The sequence below is a fragment of the Pseudomonas sp. GW821-FHT02B10 genome (assembly GCF_059421865.1).
In genome coordinates this window covers 58,196-74,246 of sequence record NZ_JBWKVU010000019.1, presented here as the reverse complement: position 1 = coordinate 74,246, position 16,051 = coordinate 58,196, and the positions used below count along the sequence as shown (strand labels likewise).

At 66.0% G+C, this 16,051-nt stretch carries 12 protein-coding genes and 1 pseudogene; 11 read left to right on the top strand and 2 right to left on the bottom strand.

From position 1 onward, the window contains the following. Positions 1 to 102 precede the first annotated feature (102 nt). The 5 genes from AC07VU_RS28990 (at position 103) to AC07VU_RS28970 (ending at position 4,296) form a co-directional block, all read left to right on the top strand. Entirely contained in the window at positions 103 to 699 is a 597-nt protein-coding gene (locus tag AC07VU_RS28990) for a DUF2796 domain-containing protein (RefSeq protein WP_277589694.1), read from the top strand. A gap of 138 nt (positions 700 to 837) precedes the next feature. After that, positions 838 to 1,548 carry an ABC transporter ATP-binding protein gene (locus AC07VU_RS28985; RefSeq protein ID WP_009045830.1) on the top strand — a complete coding sequence of 237 codons (711 nt, stop codon included), beginning with the start codon at positions 838 to 840 and terminating at the stop codon, positions 1,546 to 1,548. Position 1,549: 1 nt separating this feature from the next. Then, complete coding sequence (locus AC07VU_RS28980) at positions 1,550 to 2,815, top strand: ABC transporter permease (protein ID WP_101339240.1); 1,266 nt, start codon at positions 1,550 to 1,552, stop codon at positions 2,813 to 2,815. 28 nt (positions 2,816 to 2,843) lie between these two features. Beyond that, the gene (locus AC07VU_RS28975) at positions 2,844 to 3,362 is read left to right on the top strand and encodes a DUF3299 domain-containing protein (protein WP_274304801.1); all 519 of its coding nucleotides are present in this window, start codon (positions 2,844 to 2,846) and stop codon (positions 3,360 to 3,362) included. Between the two features lie 235 nt (positions 3,363 to 3,597). Further along, positions 3,598 to 4,296, top strand: a complete 699-nt coding sequence (locus AC07VU_RS28970; protein ID WP_087092695.1) for an OmpW/AlkL family protein — start codon at positions 3,598 to 3,600, stop codon at positions 4,294 to 4,296. 58 nt (positions 4,297 to 4,354) lie between these two features. Here the strand turns inward: AC07VU_RS28970 and AC07VU_RS28965 are convergent, their stop codons facing one another. Both AC07VU_RS28965 and AC07VU_RS28960 read right to left on the bottom strand, forming a co-directional pair. Beyond that, positions 4,355 to 5,284 (bottom strand): NAD-dependent epimerase/dehydratase family protein, encoded by a 930-nt coding sequence (locus AC07VU_RS28965; protein WP_457275035.1) that lies wholly within the window; start codon positions 5,282 to 5,284, stop codon positions 4,355 to 4,357. Beyond that, positions 5,277 to 6,161: a sugar nucleotide-binding protein gene (locus tag AC07VU_RS28960; protein ID WP_037034303.1), complete on the bottom strand. Its 885-nt coding sequence runs from the start codon at positions 6,159 to 6,161 to the stop codon at positions 5,277 to 5,279. The genes AC07VU_RS28965 and AC07VU_RS28960 overlap by 8 nt, the downstream gene beginning before the upstream one ends. Positions 6,162 to 6,383: 222 nt before the next feature. On the opposite strand from AC07VU_RS28960, the gene AC07VU_RS28955 reads away from it, so the two are divergent. The 6 genes and pseudogenes from AC07VU_RS28955 to AC07VU_RS28930 all read left to right on the top strand — a co-directional run bounded on the left by AC07VU_RS28955 (position 6,384) and on the right by AC07VU_RS28930 (position 16,045). After that, entirely contained in the window at positions 6,384 to 10,697 is a 4,314-nt protein-coding gene (locus tag AC07VU_RS28955; protein ID WP_274304803.1) for a DEAD/DEAH box helicase, read from the top strand. Positions 10,698 to 10,891: 194 nt separating this feature from the next. Beyond that, positions 10,892 to 12,103, top strand: a complete 1,212-nt coding sequence (locus AC07VU_RS28950; protein WP_274304804.1) for an MFS transporter — start codon at positions 10,892 to 10,894, stop codon at positions 12,101 to 12,103. Between the two features lie 256 nt (positions 12,104 to 12,359). Continuing rightward, positions 12,360 to 12,935 (top strand): annotated as a pseudogene (locus AC07VU_RS28945) (DUF72 domain-containing protein); the annotation flags it as partial. Between the two features lie 32 nt (positions 12,936 to 12,967). Further along, positions 12,968 to 13,765 carry an endonuclease/exonuclease/phosphatase family protein gene (locus AC07VU_RS28940; protein WP_495030924.1) on the top strand — a complete coding sequence of 266 codons (798 nt, stop codon included), beginning with the start codon at positions 12,968 to 12,970 and terminating at the stop codon, positions 13,763 to 13,765. Next, positions 13,762 to 15,063: a cardiolipin synthase ClsB gene (clsB, locus tag AC07VU_RS28935; RefSeq protein WP_495030923.1), complete on the top strand. Its 1,302-nt coding sequence runs from the start codon at positions 13,762 to 13,764 to the stop codon at positions 15,061 to 15,063. Before AC07VU_RS28940 ends, clsB begins: the two co-directional genes overlap by 4 nt. Further along, positions 15,050 to 16,045 carry a lysylphosphatidylglycerol synthase domain-containing protein gene (locus AC07VU_RS28930; RefSeq protein ID WP_495030922.1) on the top strand — a complete coding sequence of 332 codons (996 nt, stop codon included), beginning with the start codon at positions 15,050 to 15,052 and terminating at the stop codon, positions 16,043 to 16,045. Before clsB ends, AC07VU_RS28930 begins: the two co-directional genes overlap by 14 nt. The last annotated feature ends 6 nt before the right edge of the window (positions 16,046 to 16,051 follow it).

The window sequence follows — 16,051 nt, the reverse complement described above, 5'->3', positions numbered from 1 at the left end:
TCCCATGCGTCTTGCGCAACGCCAAGCAGGCGGTCAAACTCTCGCCACTTCCGTTATAAGATTACATAACATTATTTTCATGTTCGCTCCCGGAGACTTGCCATGCGTCGTCTGCTGCTCGCCCTGCCGTTCGCTCTGTTGCCCCTGGCCATCGCTCACGCGGCCGAAAAACACGACCACGATCATGAGCACGGCAGCCTCGGTGCTCACGAGCATGGCGTGGCCCGCCTGAATGCGGCACTGGACGGCCAGACCCTGGAGCTGGAACTGGAAAGCCCGGCGATGAACCTGGTGGGCTTCGAGCACGCCGCCAGCACCGACGCGGACAAGGCCAAGGTCGCCGCCGTGCGCGCCCAGCTGGAAAAACCGCTGGCGCTGTTCAGCCTGCCGCCCGCCGCCGGTTGCGTGGTGGTGCAACAGGAACTGGAAAGCCCGCTGTTCGGCGACAAGCCCGAGGATCACGACGAAGACCATGACGACGCGAAGAGTGCCGGCGGCCACGAGCATCACCACGAGCACAGCGAGATCCATGCGCACTACCAGTTCACCTGTGCCACGCCGGGCGCGCTGAAGAACCTGGACCTGGCCGGCGTGTTCAAGACCTTCCCCGCCACTCAGAAAATTCAGGTACAACTCATCTCGCCAAGTGGCCAGCAAGGCGTGGAAGCGACCTCCAAGGCCGCCAGCCTGAAATTCTGACCGCAACTCCTGTAGCCGCTGCCGCAGGCTGCGATCGAGCCCGAAGGGGTCGTTGCTCTTGAGGTTTTCGCAAGGTCCTGCGGACCTTATCGCAGCCTTCGGCAGCGGCTACAAAACTCACTCCATGATCGGCCCAACATGACCCAAGCACTTATCGAACTGTCCGACCTGGGCTTCAGCTGGCCCGGCCATCCACAGTTGCTGGATATCCCGGCCTTTCGCCTGGAAGCGGGTGAAACGCTGTTCCTCAAGGGCCCCAGCGGCAGCGGCAAGACCACCCTGCTCGGCCTGCTCGGCGGCGTGCAGAAACCCGGCCGCGGCAGCATCCGCCTGCTGGGCCAGGAGCTGACCGAACTCTCCGCCGGCGCCCGCGACCGCTTCCGGGTCGATCACACCGGCTACATCTTCCAGCAGTTCAACCTGCTGCCGTTTCTCTCGGTACGCGAAAACGTCGAGTTGCCCTGCCACTTCTCCAAATTGCGCGCCAGCCGCGCCGTACAGCGCCACGGCAGTGTCGACCAGGCGGCGGCTACCCTGCTCGCCCACCTGGGGCTTAAAGACCCCGGCCTGCTCGGCCGTCGCGCCGACTCGCTGTCCATCGGCCAGCAACAACGGGTCGCCGCCGCCCGCGCGCTGATCGGCCAGCCGGAACTGGTGATCGCCGACGAACCCACCTCGGCACTGGACTACGACGCCCGCGAAGCCTTTATCCGCCTGTTGTTCGCCGAATGCCGCGAGGCCGGGGCCAGCCTGCTGTTCGTCAGCCACGACCAGAGCCTGGCGCCGCTGTTCGATCGCAACCTGTCGCTGGCCGAACTCAATCGCGCCGCCACACCCGCGGAGGTCTGAGATGTATCTGTTCCGTCTAGCCATGGCCAGCCTGGCTAACCGCCGCTTCACCGCGATCCTCACCGCCTTCGCCATCGCCCTGTCGGTCTGCCTGCTGCTGGCGGTGGAACGGGTGCGCACCGAAGCCCGCGCCAGCTTCGCCAGCACCATCAGCGGTACCGACCTGATCGTCGGCGCCCGCTCCGGTTCGGTGAACCTGCTGCTGTACTCGGTGTTCCGCATCGGCAACGCCACCAACAACATTCGCTGGGACAGCTTCGAGCACTTCGCCAGCAGCCCGAAAGTGAAATGGGCGATCCCGATTTCCCTCGGTGACTCCCATCGCGGCTACCGGGTGATGGGCACCACCGCGGCCTACTTCGAGCATTACCAGTACGGCCACCAGCAAAACCTGCAACTGGCCAGCGGCCGCGAGTTCGCCAGTGATCCGTTCGAAGTGGTGCTGGGCGCCGAAGTCGCCGAGGCCCTGCATTACAAGCTCGGCGACAAGCTGGTGCTGGCCCACGGCGTAGCGGCCATCAGCCTGGTCAAGCATGACGACAAACCCTTCACCGTGGTCGGCATCCTCAAGCGCACCGGCACCCCGGTGGACCGCACGCTGCACATCAGCCTCGGTGGCATGGAGGCGATCCATATCGACTGGCACAACGGCGTGCCGGCCCAGGGCAACGGCCGCATCAGCGCCGACCAGGCGCGCAACATGGACCTGACGCCGCAAGCGATCACCGCCTTCATGCTCGGCCTGAACAGCAAGATCGCCACCTTCGCGGTGCAGCGCGAGATCAACGAATACCGCGGCGAACCGATGCTGGCGATCCTGCCCGGGGTCGCCCTGCAGGAGCTGTGGAGCCTGATGGGCACCGCGGAAAAGGCCTTGTTCGTGGTGTCGCTGTTCGTGGTGCTGACCGGCCTGATCGGCATGCTCACGGCGATCCTCACCAGCCTCAACGAGCGCCGCCGGGAGATGGCGATCCTGCGTTCGGTCGGCGCCCGGCCTTGGCATATCGCGACCTTGCTGGTGCTGGAAGCCTTCGCCCTGGCGCTGTCCGGCGTGCTCGCCGGGCTGGGCCTGCTGTACCTGGGCATCGCCCTGGCCCAGGGTTATGTGCAGTCGAGCTACGGCCTGTACCTGCCGCTGTCCTGGCCAAGCGAGTATGAGTGGACGCTGCTCGGCGGTATCCTGATCGCCGCCCTGCTGATGGGCAGCGTGCCCGCCTGGCGCGCCTACCGACAATCGCTGGCCGATGGCCTGTCCATCCGTTTATGAGGAACTTCTGGTTATGAGGAGCTCCGGCATGCCCCGTGCCCTGCTTGCGCTGTTGATGCTGGTCGCCCTGCCGCTATGGGCCGCCGAACCCCGTGACCTGGCCTGGTCGGAAATGATCCCGCCGGACGCGCCGGCGGAGGTGCCGAACATGCAGCCGCTGCACGACCTGTCGCAGATGAGCGACGCCCTGGCCGCCGAGTCCGCCCCGGCGGCCAAGCAGGACATGCCCAACGCTCCGGTGGTGCAGAGCCTGGACGGCCTGTCGGTGCGCCTGCCCGGCTACATCGTGCCGCTGGAAGTCAGCGAGGAAGGCCGCACCACGGAGTTTCTGCTGGTGCCGTATTTCGGCGCCTGCATCCACGTGCCGCCACCACCGTCGAACCAGATCGTGCATGTGAAAAGCGCCGTCGGCGTGAAGCTCGACGAGCTGTATCAGCCGTACTGGATCGAGGGGCCGATGCAGGTCAAGGCGTCCACCAGCGAAATCGCCGACGCGGGTTACCAGATGGAGGCAGAGAAAATTTACGTGTACGAATTGCAGGAGTGAAACCGCGTTTTTCGCAGTGCCATTCATGACCTCATCGCAAGCAAGCCTGCGCCCACAAAACAGCACAGTTCCCTGTAGCCGCACGTTTGCCCGCGATCAGTTGCACAGCGTACACAACACCCGCAGTTCCCCTGCCTCCACGCTGATCCGGTTTTCATTGAGCTGAGTCAAAGCCTGTTCCTTGACGATCCTTACCATTGGACCTAGCCAACTCGAATCGTCCTTTGGAGCTCCCATGCACAAGTCCCTGCTCAGCGCCTCCCTGTTCGCGCTCGCGCTCGCCGCCCCGATCGCCCACGCCCACGAAGCCGGCGACATCATCGTTCGCGCCGGTGCCATCACCGTCAATCCGAAAGCCGACAGCGGAGACGTCAAGGTCGACCGCGGTCCATTGGCCGGTGCCAACCTCGGCGGCAAGGCGACCATGAGCAGCGACACCCAGCTGGGCCTGAACTTCGCCTACATGCTGACCAACAACGTCGGTATCGAACTGCTCGCGGCCACCCCGTTCGAGCATGACGTCAAGCTCAAGGGCACCGCGCTGGACGCCGCCAACGGCAAGCTCGGTACCCTCAAGCACCTGCCGCCGACCCTGAGCGTCGTGTACTACCCGCTGGACCACAAGGCCGCCTTCCAGCCTTACGTCGGTGCCGGCATCAACTACACCTGGATCTATGACGAGCACGTCGGCAGCCGCGCCAGCGCCGCCGGTTTCGACAACTTCCGGGCGAAGAACTCCTGGGGCCTGGCCTGGCAGGTCGGTGCCGACTACATGCTGACCGACAACGTGATGATCAACGCCCAGGTGCGCTACGTCGACATCGACACCACCGCCTACGTGAACAACAACGCGGTCGCCGGCGGCACCCGGGCCAAGGTCGACGTGGACGTCGATCCATGGGTCTACATGGTCGGCCTGGGCTACAAGTTCTAAATCGGCCAGACAAAAAAAGGCGCCTGCAAAGGCGCCTTTTTTCATCGCTGGGGAAAGCTCAGCGGCCCAGCAAACGTGCCAGCCCGACGCTCATCGGCGTCGGTTCGGGGAGCTTGAAGCGCTGCAACAGGCGCTGGTTGTTCGCCCGCGAATGGCGAATGTCCCCGGAGCGCGCCGGGCCGTAGCTGATCGATGGCAACTGCCCCAACACCTCGCCCAGGACCTCGAGCAACTGCTTGAGGGTAGTGGCCTGGTTCAGGCCGACATTGACCGCGCCGACTTCCAGTTGCGGTGTTTCCAGGGACTGCACCAGCACGTCCACCAGGTCTTCGACATACATGAAATCGCGAGTTTGCTCGCCATCGCCGAATACGGTGATCGGCAGGCCTTTCTGCGCGCGCTCGCAAAAGATGCTGATGACCCCGGAGTACGGCGAGGACGGATCCTGGCGCGGCCCGAAGATGTTGAAGAAGCGGAAGATCGCCGGCTCCAGCCCATGCTGGCGGCGATAGAAATCGAAGTAGTACTCGCTGGCCAGCTTGTCCGACGCATAGGGCGTCAGTGGTGCCTTGGGCGTGTCTTCATCGATCGATTCGCCCTCGCCGTTGTTGCCATAAACCGCCGCGCTGGAAGCAAACAGCACGCGATTGACGCCAGCCTGGCGCATGGCTTCGCAGACGTTGAGGGTGCCGATGAAGTTGCTCTGGTGGGTACGCACCGGGTCGTCCACCGAAGCCTGTACCGAAGCGACCGCCGCCAGGTGCGCCACCGCGCGGCAGCCGCTCATGGCCCGCGCCACCAGGGCCGCGTCGGCGACGTCGCCTTGGATCAGTTCGACCCGCGGGTTGTCCAGCGGCAGGTTGCCGGGTTTACCCGTGGACAGATCGTCGAGGATCCGCACCGAGTAGCCCTTGGCGAGCAAAGCGTCGGTCAGGTGCGAACCGATGAAGCCGGCACCGCCGGTGATCAAGATTGGGCCATCAGCCATGACGATAAAACCTATCCAGTAGAGCCGGGAGTGCCGCGCGCCAGGCGCGAGGCTTGATCCCGAAGGTGTGCAGAATTTTTTTGCAGGCCAGCACCGCGTGCTGCGGTTCTTCGGCAGCGTCCGGCCGGGCGGCGTGGGCCTGGGCGGTCGGTGCTTCGATGGCCAGCGGATGCAGGCTGCGGGCCTCGGTGAGGATCGCCTGGCCCAGCGCCAGCGGCGTGGTCGCCTCATGGCCGGCGTAGTGGTAAGTGCCCCACAGCGGCGCGGCGCAATCGAGTTGCTTGAGTACGGAGATGATCACCCGGGCGGCATCGTCCACTGGCGTCGGGTTGCCCCGGCGGTCGTCGGCCAGCAGCAGCTCTTCGGGTTGCTCGGCACGGGCCAGGAAACGCCCCAGGGTGCCTTCGGCGCTATCGTCCAGCAGCCAGCCGAAACGCAGCAGCACATGCTGCGGGCAGGTGGCGCGCACATTCTGCTCGATCCGCCACAAGGCCTGGCCACGCAGGCCCAGCGGTACCGGTTCGTCCTTTTCGCTGTAGGCGGTGGCCCGCGAACCGTCGAACACCCGGTAGCTGGAAGGCTGCAGAAGAATGATGTTGTGATGCTGGCACAGCTCGGAAAGCCGCTCGACCGCCCGCTCCTGGCCAGCCAGGCGTGCCTCGGGGACACTCTCCGCCTGGAACCAGTCGAAGTAGTACGCAAGGTTGATCAAGGCATCCGGGCGGGTGTCGTCGAGCAGTTGCGTCAGGCTCGCGGCATCCCAGCCGTCTTGCGGCGGACGGGGGGCGAGGAAACCGATGTCTTCCTCCGCACCGAGGCGAATCAGCGCCTGCCCAAGGGCATTTCCGCCGCCCAGTAACATAAGGCGCATTCGCATAGAGTCAGCAGGCCCAATCTGTTCGGAACGATGGTTTGAATCGGCCAGACCCGCGGGTTTGGCCATGAATATTGCTCAGAATCGTTGCATTTTGCGGGTTTCCGGCGCAACCGTCACTGAGAAAGTGTAGAGCAACAAACCATACAGCCCTTCAGGGCCGCTGCCGCCAGCGGCGACAAGGCAGGCTTGCAACTTCACTCCGGCGGTCGCATAACGTTGTGCATGAACCTTCCCCAGATCCCCGCCAACGCCCTGCCGGGTTTTCATCCCGCGGTCAGCGCCTGGTTCAACAGCTGCTTCCCGGCGGCGACCGCCGCCCAGGCCCGGGCCTGGCCGCTGATCCGCCAGCGCCGCTCGACGCTGATCGCCGCGCCCACCGGCTCGGGCAAGACCCTGACCGCCTTCCTCGCGGTGATCGACGAGCTGGTTCATCGCGGCCTGGAAAACGGCGGCACGCTGCCGGAACAGACCCTGGTGGTCTACGTCTCGCCACTCAAGGCTTTGAGCAACGATATCCAGATCAACCTGCAGGACCCGCTGGCCGGGATCACCGCGCAACTCGAACGCATGGGCCTGCCGCAATTGCGCATCAGCACCGCGGTGCGCACCGGCGACACCCCGCAGAAAGACCGCAGCGCCATGCGCAAAAGCGCGCCGCATATCCTGGTGACCACCCCCGAATCGCTGTATGTGCTGCTGGGCTCGGCCTCCGGCCGGCAAATGCTGGCCAGCACGCGCACGGTGATCGTCGACGAGATCCACGCCATCGCCGCCAGCAAACGCGGCAGCCATCTGGCGTTGAGCCTGGAGCGCCTGCAAGCGCTATGCGCCGAGCCGCTGACGCGCATCGGCCTGTCGGCCACGCAGAAGCCCATCGAAGCGGTGTCGCGTTTCCTGGTGGGCCATGAACGCCCTTGCGAGATCGTCGACATTGGCCACGCCCGCCCCCGGGACCTGGCTATCGAAGTGCCGCCCGTGCCGCTGTCGGCGGTGATGGCCAACGACGTCTGGGAACGGGTCTACGAACGTATCGCCGAACTGGCGCGGGAACACCGCACCACCCTGGTGTTCGTCAACACCCGGCGCCTGGCCGAACGCCTGAGCCGCCACCTCAGCGAACGCCTGGGCAAGGACGCGGTGGCCGCCCACCATGGCAGTCTGGCCAAGGAGTTTCGCCTGGACGCCGAACAGCGTCTCAAGCGCGGCGACCTGCAAGTACTGATCGCCACCGCCTCGCTGGAGCTGGGCATCGATATCGGCGATGTCGACCTGGTGTGCCAGATCGGCTCGCCGCGTTCGATCTCGGCCTTTCTGCAAAGGGTTGGACGCTCCGGGCACCAGGTCGGCGGCACGCCCAAGGGCCGCCTGTTCGCCCTGACCCGCGACGACCTGATCGAATGCGCCGCCCTGCTCGACTGCGTGCATCGCGGCGAACTCGACACCCTGCAGATCCCCAGGGCGCCGCTGGATGTGCTGGCGCAGCAGATCGTCGCCGAAGTCAGCAACCAGGAATGGCAGGAGCAGCCGCTGCTGGAGATGATCCGCCGCGCCTCGCCCTACAGCGACCTCGACGAAGGGCATTTCCAGGCGCTGCTGCGCATGCTCGCCGAAGGTTACAACGGGCGTCAGGGCATGCGCAGCGCCTATCTGCATCGCGACGCCGTCAACCGCAGCCTGCGCGGTCGGCGGGGCAGCCAGCTGACGGCGGTGACCAGCGGCGGCACCATCCCCGACAACGCCGACTACGCCGTGCTGCTGGAGCCCCAGGCGCTGAATATCGGCAGCGTCAACGAAGACTTCGCGGTGGAAAGCATCGCCGGCGATGTGTTCCAGCTGGGCAATACCTCGTACCGCATTCTGCGGGTGGAAACCGGCCGGGTGCGGGTCGAGGACGCCCACGGCCAGCCGCCGACCATTCCGTTCTGGCTCGGCGAAGCCCCCGGGCGCAGCGCCGAACTGTCGTTTGCCGTGGCGCGCCTGCTGGCCCGGCTCGACGAGTTGCTCGGCGCCACCCCCGGCCAACTACAGCCCGCCCTCGACTGGCTGGGCGACAGCCTGGGCCTGGACGCCGCCAGCGCCGAACAACTGGTCGACTACCTGGCCCGCGCACGCCAGAGCCTGGGCGCGCTGCCGTCCCAGGACACGCTGATCATGGAGCGTTTTTTCGATGAGTCCGGCGGCACCCAACTGATCATCCACACGCCGTTCGGCAGCCGGATCAACCGCGCCTGGGGCCTGGCGCTGCGCAAGCGCTTCTGCCGCACCTTCAACTTCGAATTGCAGGCCGCCGCCAGCGAAGACGCCATCGTGCTGTCGCTGTCCACCGGCCACAGTTTCGAGCTCGACGACGTCTGGCGTTACCTGCACAGCAACAGCGCCGAACACATCCTGGTCCAGGCCGTGCTGGAGGCGCCGCTGTTCGGCGTGCGCTGGCGCTGGAATGCCGGGGTGGCCCTGGCGCTGCCGCGCTTTGTCGGCGGGCGCAAGGTAGCGCCGCAGATCCAGCGGATGAAAAGCGAAGACCTGATCGCCAGCGTGTTTCCCGACCAGATCGCCTGCCTGGAGAACCTCGCCGGCGAACGGCAGATTCCCGATCACCCGCTGGTGGAACAGACCCTCGACGACTGCCTGCACGAAGCCATGGACAGCGAGGGCTGGCTGACGCTGTTGCGGCGCATGGAGCGCGGCGAGCTGCGCCTGATCAGCCGCGACCTGCCGGCGCCCTCGCCCCTGGCCGCGGAAATCCTCAGCGCCCGGCCCTACACCTTCCTCGAGGACGCACCGCTGGAAGAGCGCCGCACCCAGGCCGTGCTCAGCCGCCGCTGGAGCGACCCCGAGTCCAGCGACGATCTGGGCGCCCTGGATGCCAAGGCCATCCAGTCGGTGCGCGAGGAAGCCTGGCCCGCCCCCGGCAACCCGGATGAAATGCATGAAGCGCTGATGAGCCTGGCCTGTATCAGCGAGGACGAAGCCCAGGCCAACCCGCGGTGGACCGACTGGCTGCAAACCCTGGCGGACAGCGGGCGCGCCAGCCGCTTGCAGATCGGCGACGGACAGGCCCTGTGGCTGGCCATCGAGCGCCTGGGCTGCCTGCGGGCGATTTATCCACAGGCGCTGCTGCAACCGCTCCTCGAGGCGCCGCCCGGCTTCGATGAGCGATGGCAGCGCGATGAAGCGGTGGTCGAAGTGATTCGAGCCCGGCTCAGTGGCTTCGGCCCGTTGCCGCTGGAGCGCATCGCCATGCCCCTGGGCCTGAGCGCCAGCGAGGTCGCCCAGGTCCTGGCGCAGCTGGAAGGCGAAGGTTATGTGCTGCGCGGCCGCTTTAGCCCCGGCGAGGCCCGGGAGGAGTGGTGCGAACGGCATCTGCTGGCGCGGATTCATCGCTACACCGTCAAACGCTTGCGCCGGGAAATCGAACCGGTGTCGCTGCAGGACCTGATGCGTTTTCTGTTCGACTGGCAGCACCTGTCCAGCGCCACCCAGGGCCAGGGCAGTGCCATGCTGGCGCAGACGGTCGCCCAGTTCGAAGGCTATGCCGCCGCGGCCGGCGCCTGGGACAGCGACCTGCTGCCGGCGCGGATCAAGGATTACTCCGCCACCTGGCTGGATGAGCTGTGCCGCAACGGCAAGGTGGTCTGGAGCCGGCTCAGCGCCCCGCACAAAGCCGCCGGCGCGACCCTGCGCAATACGCCGATCGTGCTGCTGCCGCGCAGCCAGGTCGCGCTGTGGAGCGGGCTGGGCGCACAGCCCGACAGCGGCGAACTGTCGCCCAAGGCGCAGAAGGTCCATGAGGCCCTGAGCCAGCACGGCGCCTTGTTCTTCGATGAATTGCAGCATGAAGCCCATGTCCTGCGCACCGAGCTGGAGATCGCCCTGCAGGAACTGGTGGCCGCCGGACTGGTGAATGCCGACAGTTTTGCCGGCCTGCGCGCCTTGATCACCCCGGCCAGCAAGCGTCTGGCCCGCAGCGGCCGGCGCGGGCGCGGGGCCGTGGTCGGCGGCATGGACGATGCGGGGCGCTGGGCCCTGCTACGGCGTCCGTCGCCAGTACCGGAGGGCATCGGCGGTCATGGGCAAACCCCACCGGCCACCCTGGAACACATCGCCATGACCCTGTTGCGGCGTTATGGCGTGGTGTTCTGGCGCCTGCTGGAACGCGAGGCCGACTGGCTGCCGAGCTGGCGCGAACTGTTGCGCACCTTCCATCGGCTGGAGGCCCGCGGCGAAATTCGCGGCGGGCGTTTTGTCAGCGGCCTGGCCGGCGAGCAGTTCGCCCTGCCCGAGGCCATCGCCCTGTTGCGCGAAGTGCGCCGCCGCCCGCTGGATGGTAGCCTGATCGCGGTGTGTGGCGTCGACCCGCTGAACCTCGCCGGCACCTTGCTGCCCGGGCCGAAGGTTCCGGCCCTGGCCGGCAACCGGCTGGTGTACCGCGACGGCCTGCCCGCGGCCGCCGAGATCGCCGGCAAACCGCATGTCTGGCTGGACCTTGAGCCGCAGGCCAGCCTTGAGCTGCGGACCCGGTTGATTCGCCACTGATATCGGGCCGTGGGCGGCCTGGTGCATCGCGTCGGCCTTATCGCGAGCAAGCTTCGCTCCTACAGAAGCGCAGTGATCGCGCTCAGCTCGATATTTGCCTTCAGGTCAAATATCAAATACCGGAACCGCTATTTTTCCGCACGATTCAAATCCGGACACTGCGCTCCATTGTCAAATCCACCGGAGTTGCAGCCATGCCCATTGCCTTGCTCGCGCTGACCCTCAGCGCCTTCGCCATCGGGACGACTGAGTTCGTCATCGTTGGCCTGTTACCCACCATCGGCGCCGACCTCGGCGTCAGCCTGCCGTCCGCCGGGCTGCTGGTCAGCCTGTACGCCCTGGGTGTCGCCGTCGGCGCGCCGGTGCTCACCGCGCTGACCGGCAAGGTCCCGCGCAAGCTGTTGCTGCTGTCGCTGATGGTGCTGTTCACCCTCGGCAACCTGCTGGCCTGGCAAGCGCCCAGCTATGAATCCCTGGTCCTGGCGCGAATCGTCACCGGCCTGGCCCATGGCGTGTTCTTCTCTATCGGCTCGACCATTGCCACCAGCCTGGTGCCCAAGGAAAAAGCCGCCAGCGCGATTGCCATCATGTTCACCGGCCTGACCGTGGCCCTGGTCACCGGCGTGCCGCTGGGGACCTTTATCGGCCAGCATTTCGGCTGGCGCGAAACCTTCCTCGCGGTATCCGCCCTGGGTGTGATCGCCTTTATCGGCAGCCTGGTCTACGTGCCGAAAAACATCGCCCACAGCAAACCGGCGTCCTTGCTGCAACAACTGCAAGTGCTGAAACAACCGCGCCTGCTGCTGGTGTACGCCATGACCGCGGTGGGCTACGGCGGCTCGTTCATCGCCTTCACCTTCCTCGCGCCGATTCTCCAGGACATTTCCGGCTTCAGCGCCAGCACCGTCAGCCTGGTGCTGCTGGTCTACGGGATCTCGGTCGCCGTAGGCAACATCTGGGGCGGCAAGCTGGCGGACAAGCGCGGCCCGATCAGCGCCTTGAAGATCATCTTCGCCCTGCTGGCCGGCGTGCTGTTCCTGCTCACCTTCACCGCCGGCAACCCGTGGCTGGCACTGGCCACCGTACTGGTGTGGGGCGCCGTGGCCTTCGGCAACGTACCGGGCCTGCAGGTCTACGTGGTGCGCCAGGCCGAACACCACACCCCGCAAGCGGTAGACGTGGCCTCGGGCCTGAACATCGCCGCCTTCAACCTCGGCATCGCCGGCGGCGCCTGGGGCGGCGGCCTGATCGTCGCCCACCTGGGGCTGATCCACACCGCCTGGATCGGTGGCCTGGTGGTACTGGCCGCCCTGGCCCTGACCGCCTGGAGCGGCCGCCTGGATCGCCTCGGCCCGGTGTACGCCGAACCGGCCGAGGGGTCGAGCCGGGTGGTGGTCGGGCACTGAGCCCACAGCCCTGACCGGCTAATGCCGATCAGTTAAACCATTGACTGCCCTGTAGGAGCGAGGCTTGCCCGCGAACGCCACGCCGCGCAATGCCTGCTCCACCGCGTTGTCGCTCTTCGCGCGCAAGCTGCGCTCCTACAGGGTCGGCTCCTAGAGGATCGAAAACACCGTCCGTAGGAAGGTCGAAACTTTCCCGTCAGCCGGGCAGTCATCAAAAGACAGAGGTGGTTCGAAGGCCCCTGAGACGGGAGCGGACATGGCGGCGATTCATATCGGTATTTCCGGCTGGCGCTACAAGCCCTGGCGTGGAGATTTCTACCCCGAGGGGCTGACGCACAAGCGCGAGCTGCAATTCGCTTCGCGCGCAGTCAACAGCATCGAAATCAACGGTTCGTTCTACGCGCTGCAGACCCCCGAGCGTTATGCCGACTGGTATGCCGATACGCCCAAGGACTTCGTGTTCAGCGTCAAGGCGCCACGCTACATCACCCATATCCTGCGGCTGCGGGATGTGCACAAGCCGATCGCCAACTTCTTCGCCTCGGGCGTGCTGGAGCTCAAGAACAAGCTCGGACCGATCCTGTGGCAGTTTGCGCCAAGCTTTCGGTTCGACGCCGAGCTGTTCGGCGCCTTTCTTCAGCAATTGCCCGCCGATACCGAACAGGCCGCCGCCCTCGCCCGCCAGCACGAACCACGCCTCAACGGCCACGCCAGCACCAAGGCCTACGGCAAAAAAGCCATGCGCCATGCCGTGGAAATTCGCCACGCAAGCTTTGCCGTGCCCGAATTCACCCATCTGCTGCGCCAGCACGGCGTGGCACTGGCGACAGCGCCCGGCGAGCCTGCCGCGCCCGGGGTGCTGCCATGAGCCATGACGAGTCGGCCAACAACCCGATACCGCCCGGGATCGGGCTCGCCGCCACGCGCCGCTTCACGGTGCTGACGGTGAATACCCACAAGGGTTTCACCGCCCTGAACCGGCGCTTCATCCTGCCCGAGCTGCGCGAGGCGGTGCGCAGCGTGGCCGCCGACGTGGTGTTCCTGCAGGAGGTGCACGGCGCCCACGACCAGCACCCGCAGCGCTACAACAATTGGCCGAGCATGCCGCAATACGAATTCCTCGCCGACAGCATCTGGCCGCAGTTCGCCTATGGACGCAATGCGGTGTACCCGGCCGGCGACCACGGCAATGCGCTGCTCTCGAAATTCCAGATCATTCGCTACGACAACCTCGACATCTCCCTGTCCGGGCACGAGAGCCGCGGCCTGTTGCATTGCGTGCTGCGCCTGCCCGGCGATGCCCTGGAAGTGCACGCCATTTGCGTGCACCTGGGATTGCGCGAAAGCCATCGCCAGCAACAGCTGGATCTGCTGCTGCAACTGATCGCCGAGCTTCCCGCCGACGCGCCCTTGATCGTCGCCGGCGACTTCAACGACTGGCGGCTGCGCGCCGGTGCACAGCTCGCCCCCAGTGGCTTGCAGGAGGCCTTTGTCAGCCAGCACGGCAAACCGGCGCGCAGCTTCCCCGCGCGCCTGCCGCTGCTGCGGCTGGACCGGATCTACGTGCGTCACCTGAAAATCCACCGCCCCCAGGTACTGGACACCCATCCCTGGTCCCATCTCTCCGATCACGCACCGCTGTCGGTCGAGGTCGAGTTATGAACGACATGCCCCTGGAAAAAACCACGGTGGACCACCCGCCTGACGCGGGGCTGGCCCACGAACCGCTACGGATGGACCTCGAATACGGTTGGCACAGCAACAACCGGGTGGTGCTGCTGGAGAATGGCGAGGCGTATTTTCCCCGGGTGTTCGAAGTGCTGCGCCAGGCGCAGAACGAGATCCTGCTGGAGACCTTCATCCTCTTCGAGGACAAGGTCGGCCACGAGCTGCACCGTATCCTGATCGAGGCTGCACAGCGTGGCGTGCGGGTCATCGTCAGCCTGGACGGCTTCGGTTGCGGCGAATTGAGCACCGAGTTCCTTGCCGCCATGAGCAACGCCGGGGTGCGCTTGCAGATATTCGACCCGGCGCAGCCGATTTTCGGGGTGCGCACCAACTGGTTCCGCCGCCTGCATCGCAAGATCGTGGTGGTCGACGGCGCCATCGCCTTTGTCGGCGGGATCAACTTCTCCGCCGACCACCTGGCCGATTTCGGCCCCCAGGCCAAACAGGATTACTCGGTAGAGATCCAGGGGCCGGCGGTAGTGGATATCCACCATTTCGCCCTGCTGCAAGGCGACCGCCCAGCCCGCGCCCGCTACTGGTGGCAACGCCGCCGGCAGCGCCGCGCGGAGCTGGCCCTGACCGACCATGACGGCCAGGTGCGCCTGGTCTACCGCGACAACCGCCAGCACCGCAGCGATATCGAAGAGGTCTACCGCCTGGTGCTGCGCGGGGCCCGCCAGCGGGTGGTGATCGCCAATGCCTACTTCTTCCCCGGCTATCGGCTGCTGCGCGAGATCCGCAACGCCGCGCGCCGTGGCGTCGAGGTGCGGCTGATCCTGCAGGGCGAGCCGGACATGCTGGTGGCCAGGCTGGCGGCACGCATGCTCTACGACTACCTGCTCAAGGACGGCGTGACCATCTACGAATATTGCGAACGGCCACTGCACGGCAAGGTGGCGCTGGTGGACGACGACTGGAGCACCGTGGGCTCGAGCAATCTCGACCCGCTGAGCCTGTCGCTGAACCTGGAAGCCAATGTGCTGATCCGCGACCGGGCGTTCAATCGCGACCTGTTCGAGCGCCTCGACCGGCTCAGTCGCGACCACTGCCAGGCCATGCCGGCCAAGGGCTCCGGGCGTGGCCGCTTGTGGCGCCTGACCGTGGGTTTCCTGGTGTTTCACATCCTGCGTCACTTCCCGGCCTGGGCCGGCTGGCTACCCGCCCATAAGCCGCAATTGAAGCCCTTCGGCCAGGCCGCCACCCAGCGGGAGTCGCCCCATGAGCCGCACTGACGCCCATGGCTCGACGCCCGCCGCGTCGCACTCCCGGTCGCGCTGGCAACGCCTGAAGAAACCGCTGACCATCGCCTTCTTCCTGCTGTTGATCGTGCTGTTCACCCTGCTGGCCCGACGCATCGACTGGAGCGAAGTGCTCGGCACCCTGGCCGACTTCAAGGTGCGCACCCTGGTCATCGCCGCGGGCCTGACCCTGGCCAGCTTCCTGGTCTATGCCTGCTTCGACCTGATCGGTCGCACCTACATCCGGCAGAACCTCGGCTGGCGGCAGATCCTGCCGGTGGGGTTCATCAGCTACGCCTTCAACCTCAACCTCAGCGCCTGGGTCGGCGCAATCGCCATGCGCTACCGGCTGTATTCCAGGCTCGGGGTGAGCACCGGCAATATCGCCAAGATCCTCGGCCTGAGCCTGGCCACCAACTGGTTCGGCTACATGGCCCTGGCCGGCGCGGTATTCGCCAGTGGCCTGATGAAGTTGCCGCCCGGCTGGCAACTCAGCAACGGCGCGTTGCAGGGGGTGGGCGTCCTGCTGCTGGTGCTGGGCGTGGGTTACCTGGCGGCCTGTCGGTTTTCCCGACGGCGCGAGTGGTCGATACACGGGGTCGAGATCAACTTGCCCTCGTTGCACATGGCCCTGCTGCAACTGGCCCTGGGCGCACTCAACTGGTCGCTGATGGCAGCGGTGATCTTTACCCTGCTGCCCAGCAAGCTCGATTACCCGGTGGTGCTCGGGGTGCTGCTGATCAGCAGCATCGCCGGGGTCATCACCCATATTCCGGCGGGGCTCGGGGTGTTGGAGGCGGTGTTTATCGCCCTGCTGCAACATGAGGTGTCCCGCGGCAGCCTGCTGGCCGGGTTGATCGCCTACCGAGCGATCTACTTCATCCTGCCGCTGCTGATCGCGCTGCTGATGTACCTGGTGGTGGAGGCCAGGGCCAAGGCGTTGCGCGTGGAGAAAAATCCGCGCAAAGGCAGCTGAGGCTAT

Excerpts from the sequence above, each read along its gene's own strand:
- AC07VU_RS28960 (WP_037034303.1), bottom strand. The coding sequence starts at position 6,161 with ATGCGAATGCGCCTTATGTTACTGGGCGGCGGAAATGCCCTTGGGCAG.
- AC07VU_RS28955 (WP_274304803.1), top strand. The coding sequence starts at position 6,384 with ATGAACCTTCCCCAGATCCCCGCCAACGCCCTGCCGGGTTTTCATCCC.
- AC07VU_RS28990 (WP_277589694.1), top strand. The coding sequence starts at position 103 with ATGCGTCGTCTGCTGCTCGCCCTGCCGTTCGCTCTGTTGCCCCTGGCC.
- AC07VU_RS28975 (WP_274304801.1), top strand. The coding sequence starts at position 2,844 with ATGCCCCGTGCCCTGCTTGCGCTGTTGATGCTGGTCGCCCTGCCGCTA.
- AC07VU_RS28950 (WP_274304804.1), top strand. The coding sequence starts at position 10,892 with ATGCCCATTGCCTTGCTCGCGCTGACCCTCAGCGCCTTCGCCATCGGG.
- AC07VU_RS28940 (WP_495030924.1), top strand. The coding sequence starts at position 12,968 with ATGAGCCATGACGAGTCGGCCAACAACCCGATACCGCCCGGGATCGGG.
- AC07VU_RS28985 (WP_009045830.1), top strand. The coding sequence starts at position 838 with ATGACCCAAGCACTTATCGAACTGTCCGACCTGGGCTTCAGCTGGCCC.
- AC07VU_RS28930 (WP_495030922.1), top strand. The coding sequence starts at position 15,050 with ATGAGCCGCACTGACGCCCATGGCTCGACGCCCGCCGCGTCGCACTCC.
- AC07VU_RS28970 (WP_087092695.1), top strand. The coding sequence starts at position 3,598 with ATGCACAAGTCCCTGCTCAGCGCCTCCCTGTTCGCGCTCGCGCTCGCC.
- AC07VU_RS28965 (WP_457275035.1), bottom strand. The coding sequence starts at position 5,284 with ATGGCTGATGGCCCAATCTTGATCACCGGCGGTGCCGGCTTCATCGGT.
- clsB (WP_495030923.1), top strand. The coding sequence starts at position 13,762 with ATGAACGACATGCCCCTGGAAAAAACCACGGTGGACCACCCGCCTGAC.
- AC07VU_RS28980 (WP_101339240.1), top strand. The coding sequence starts at position 1,550 with ATGTATCTGTTCCGTCTAGCCATGGCCAGCCTGGCTAACCGCCGCTTC.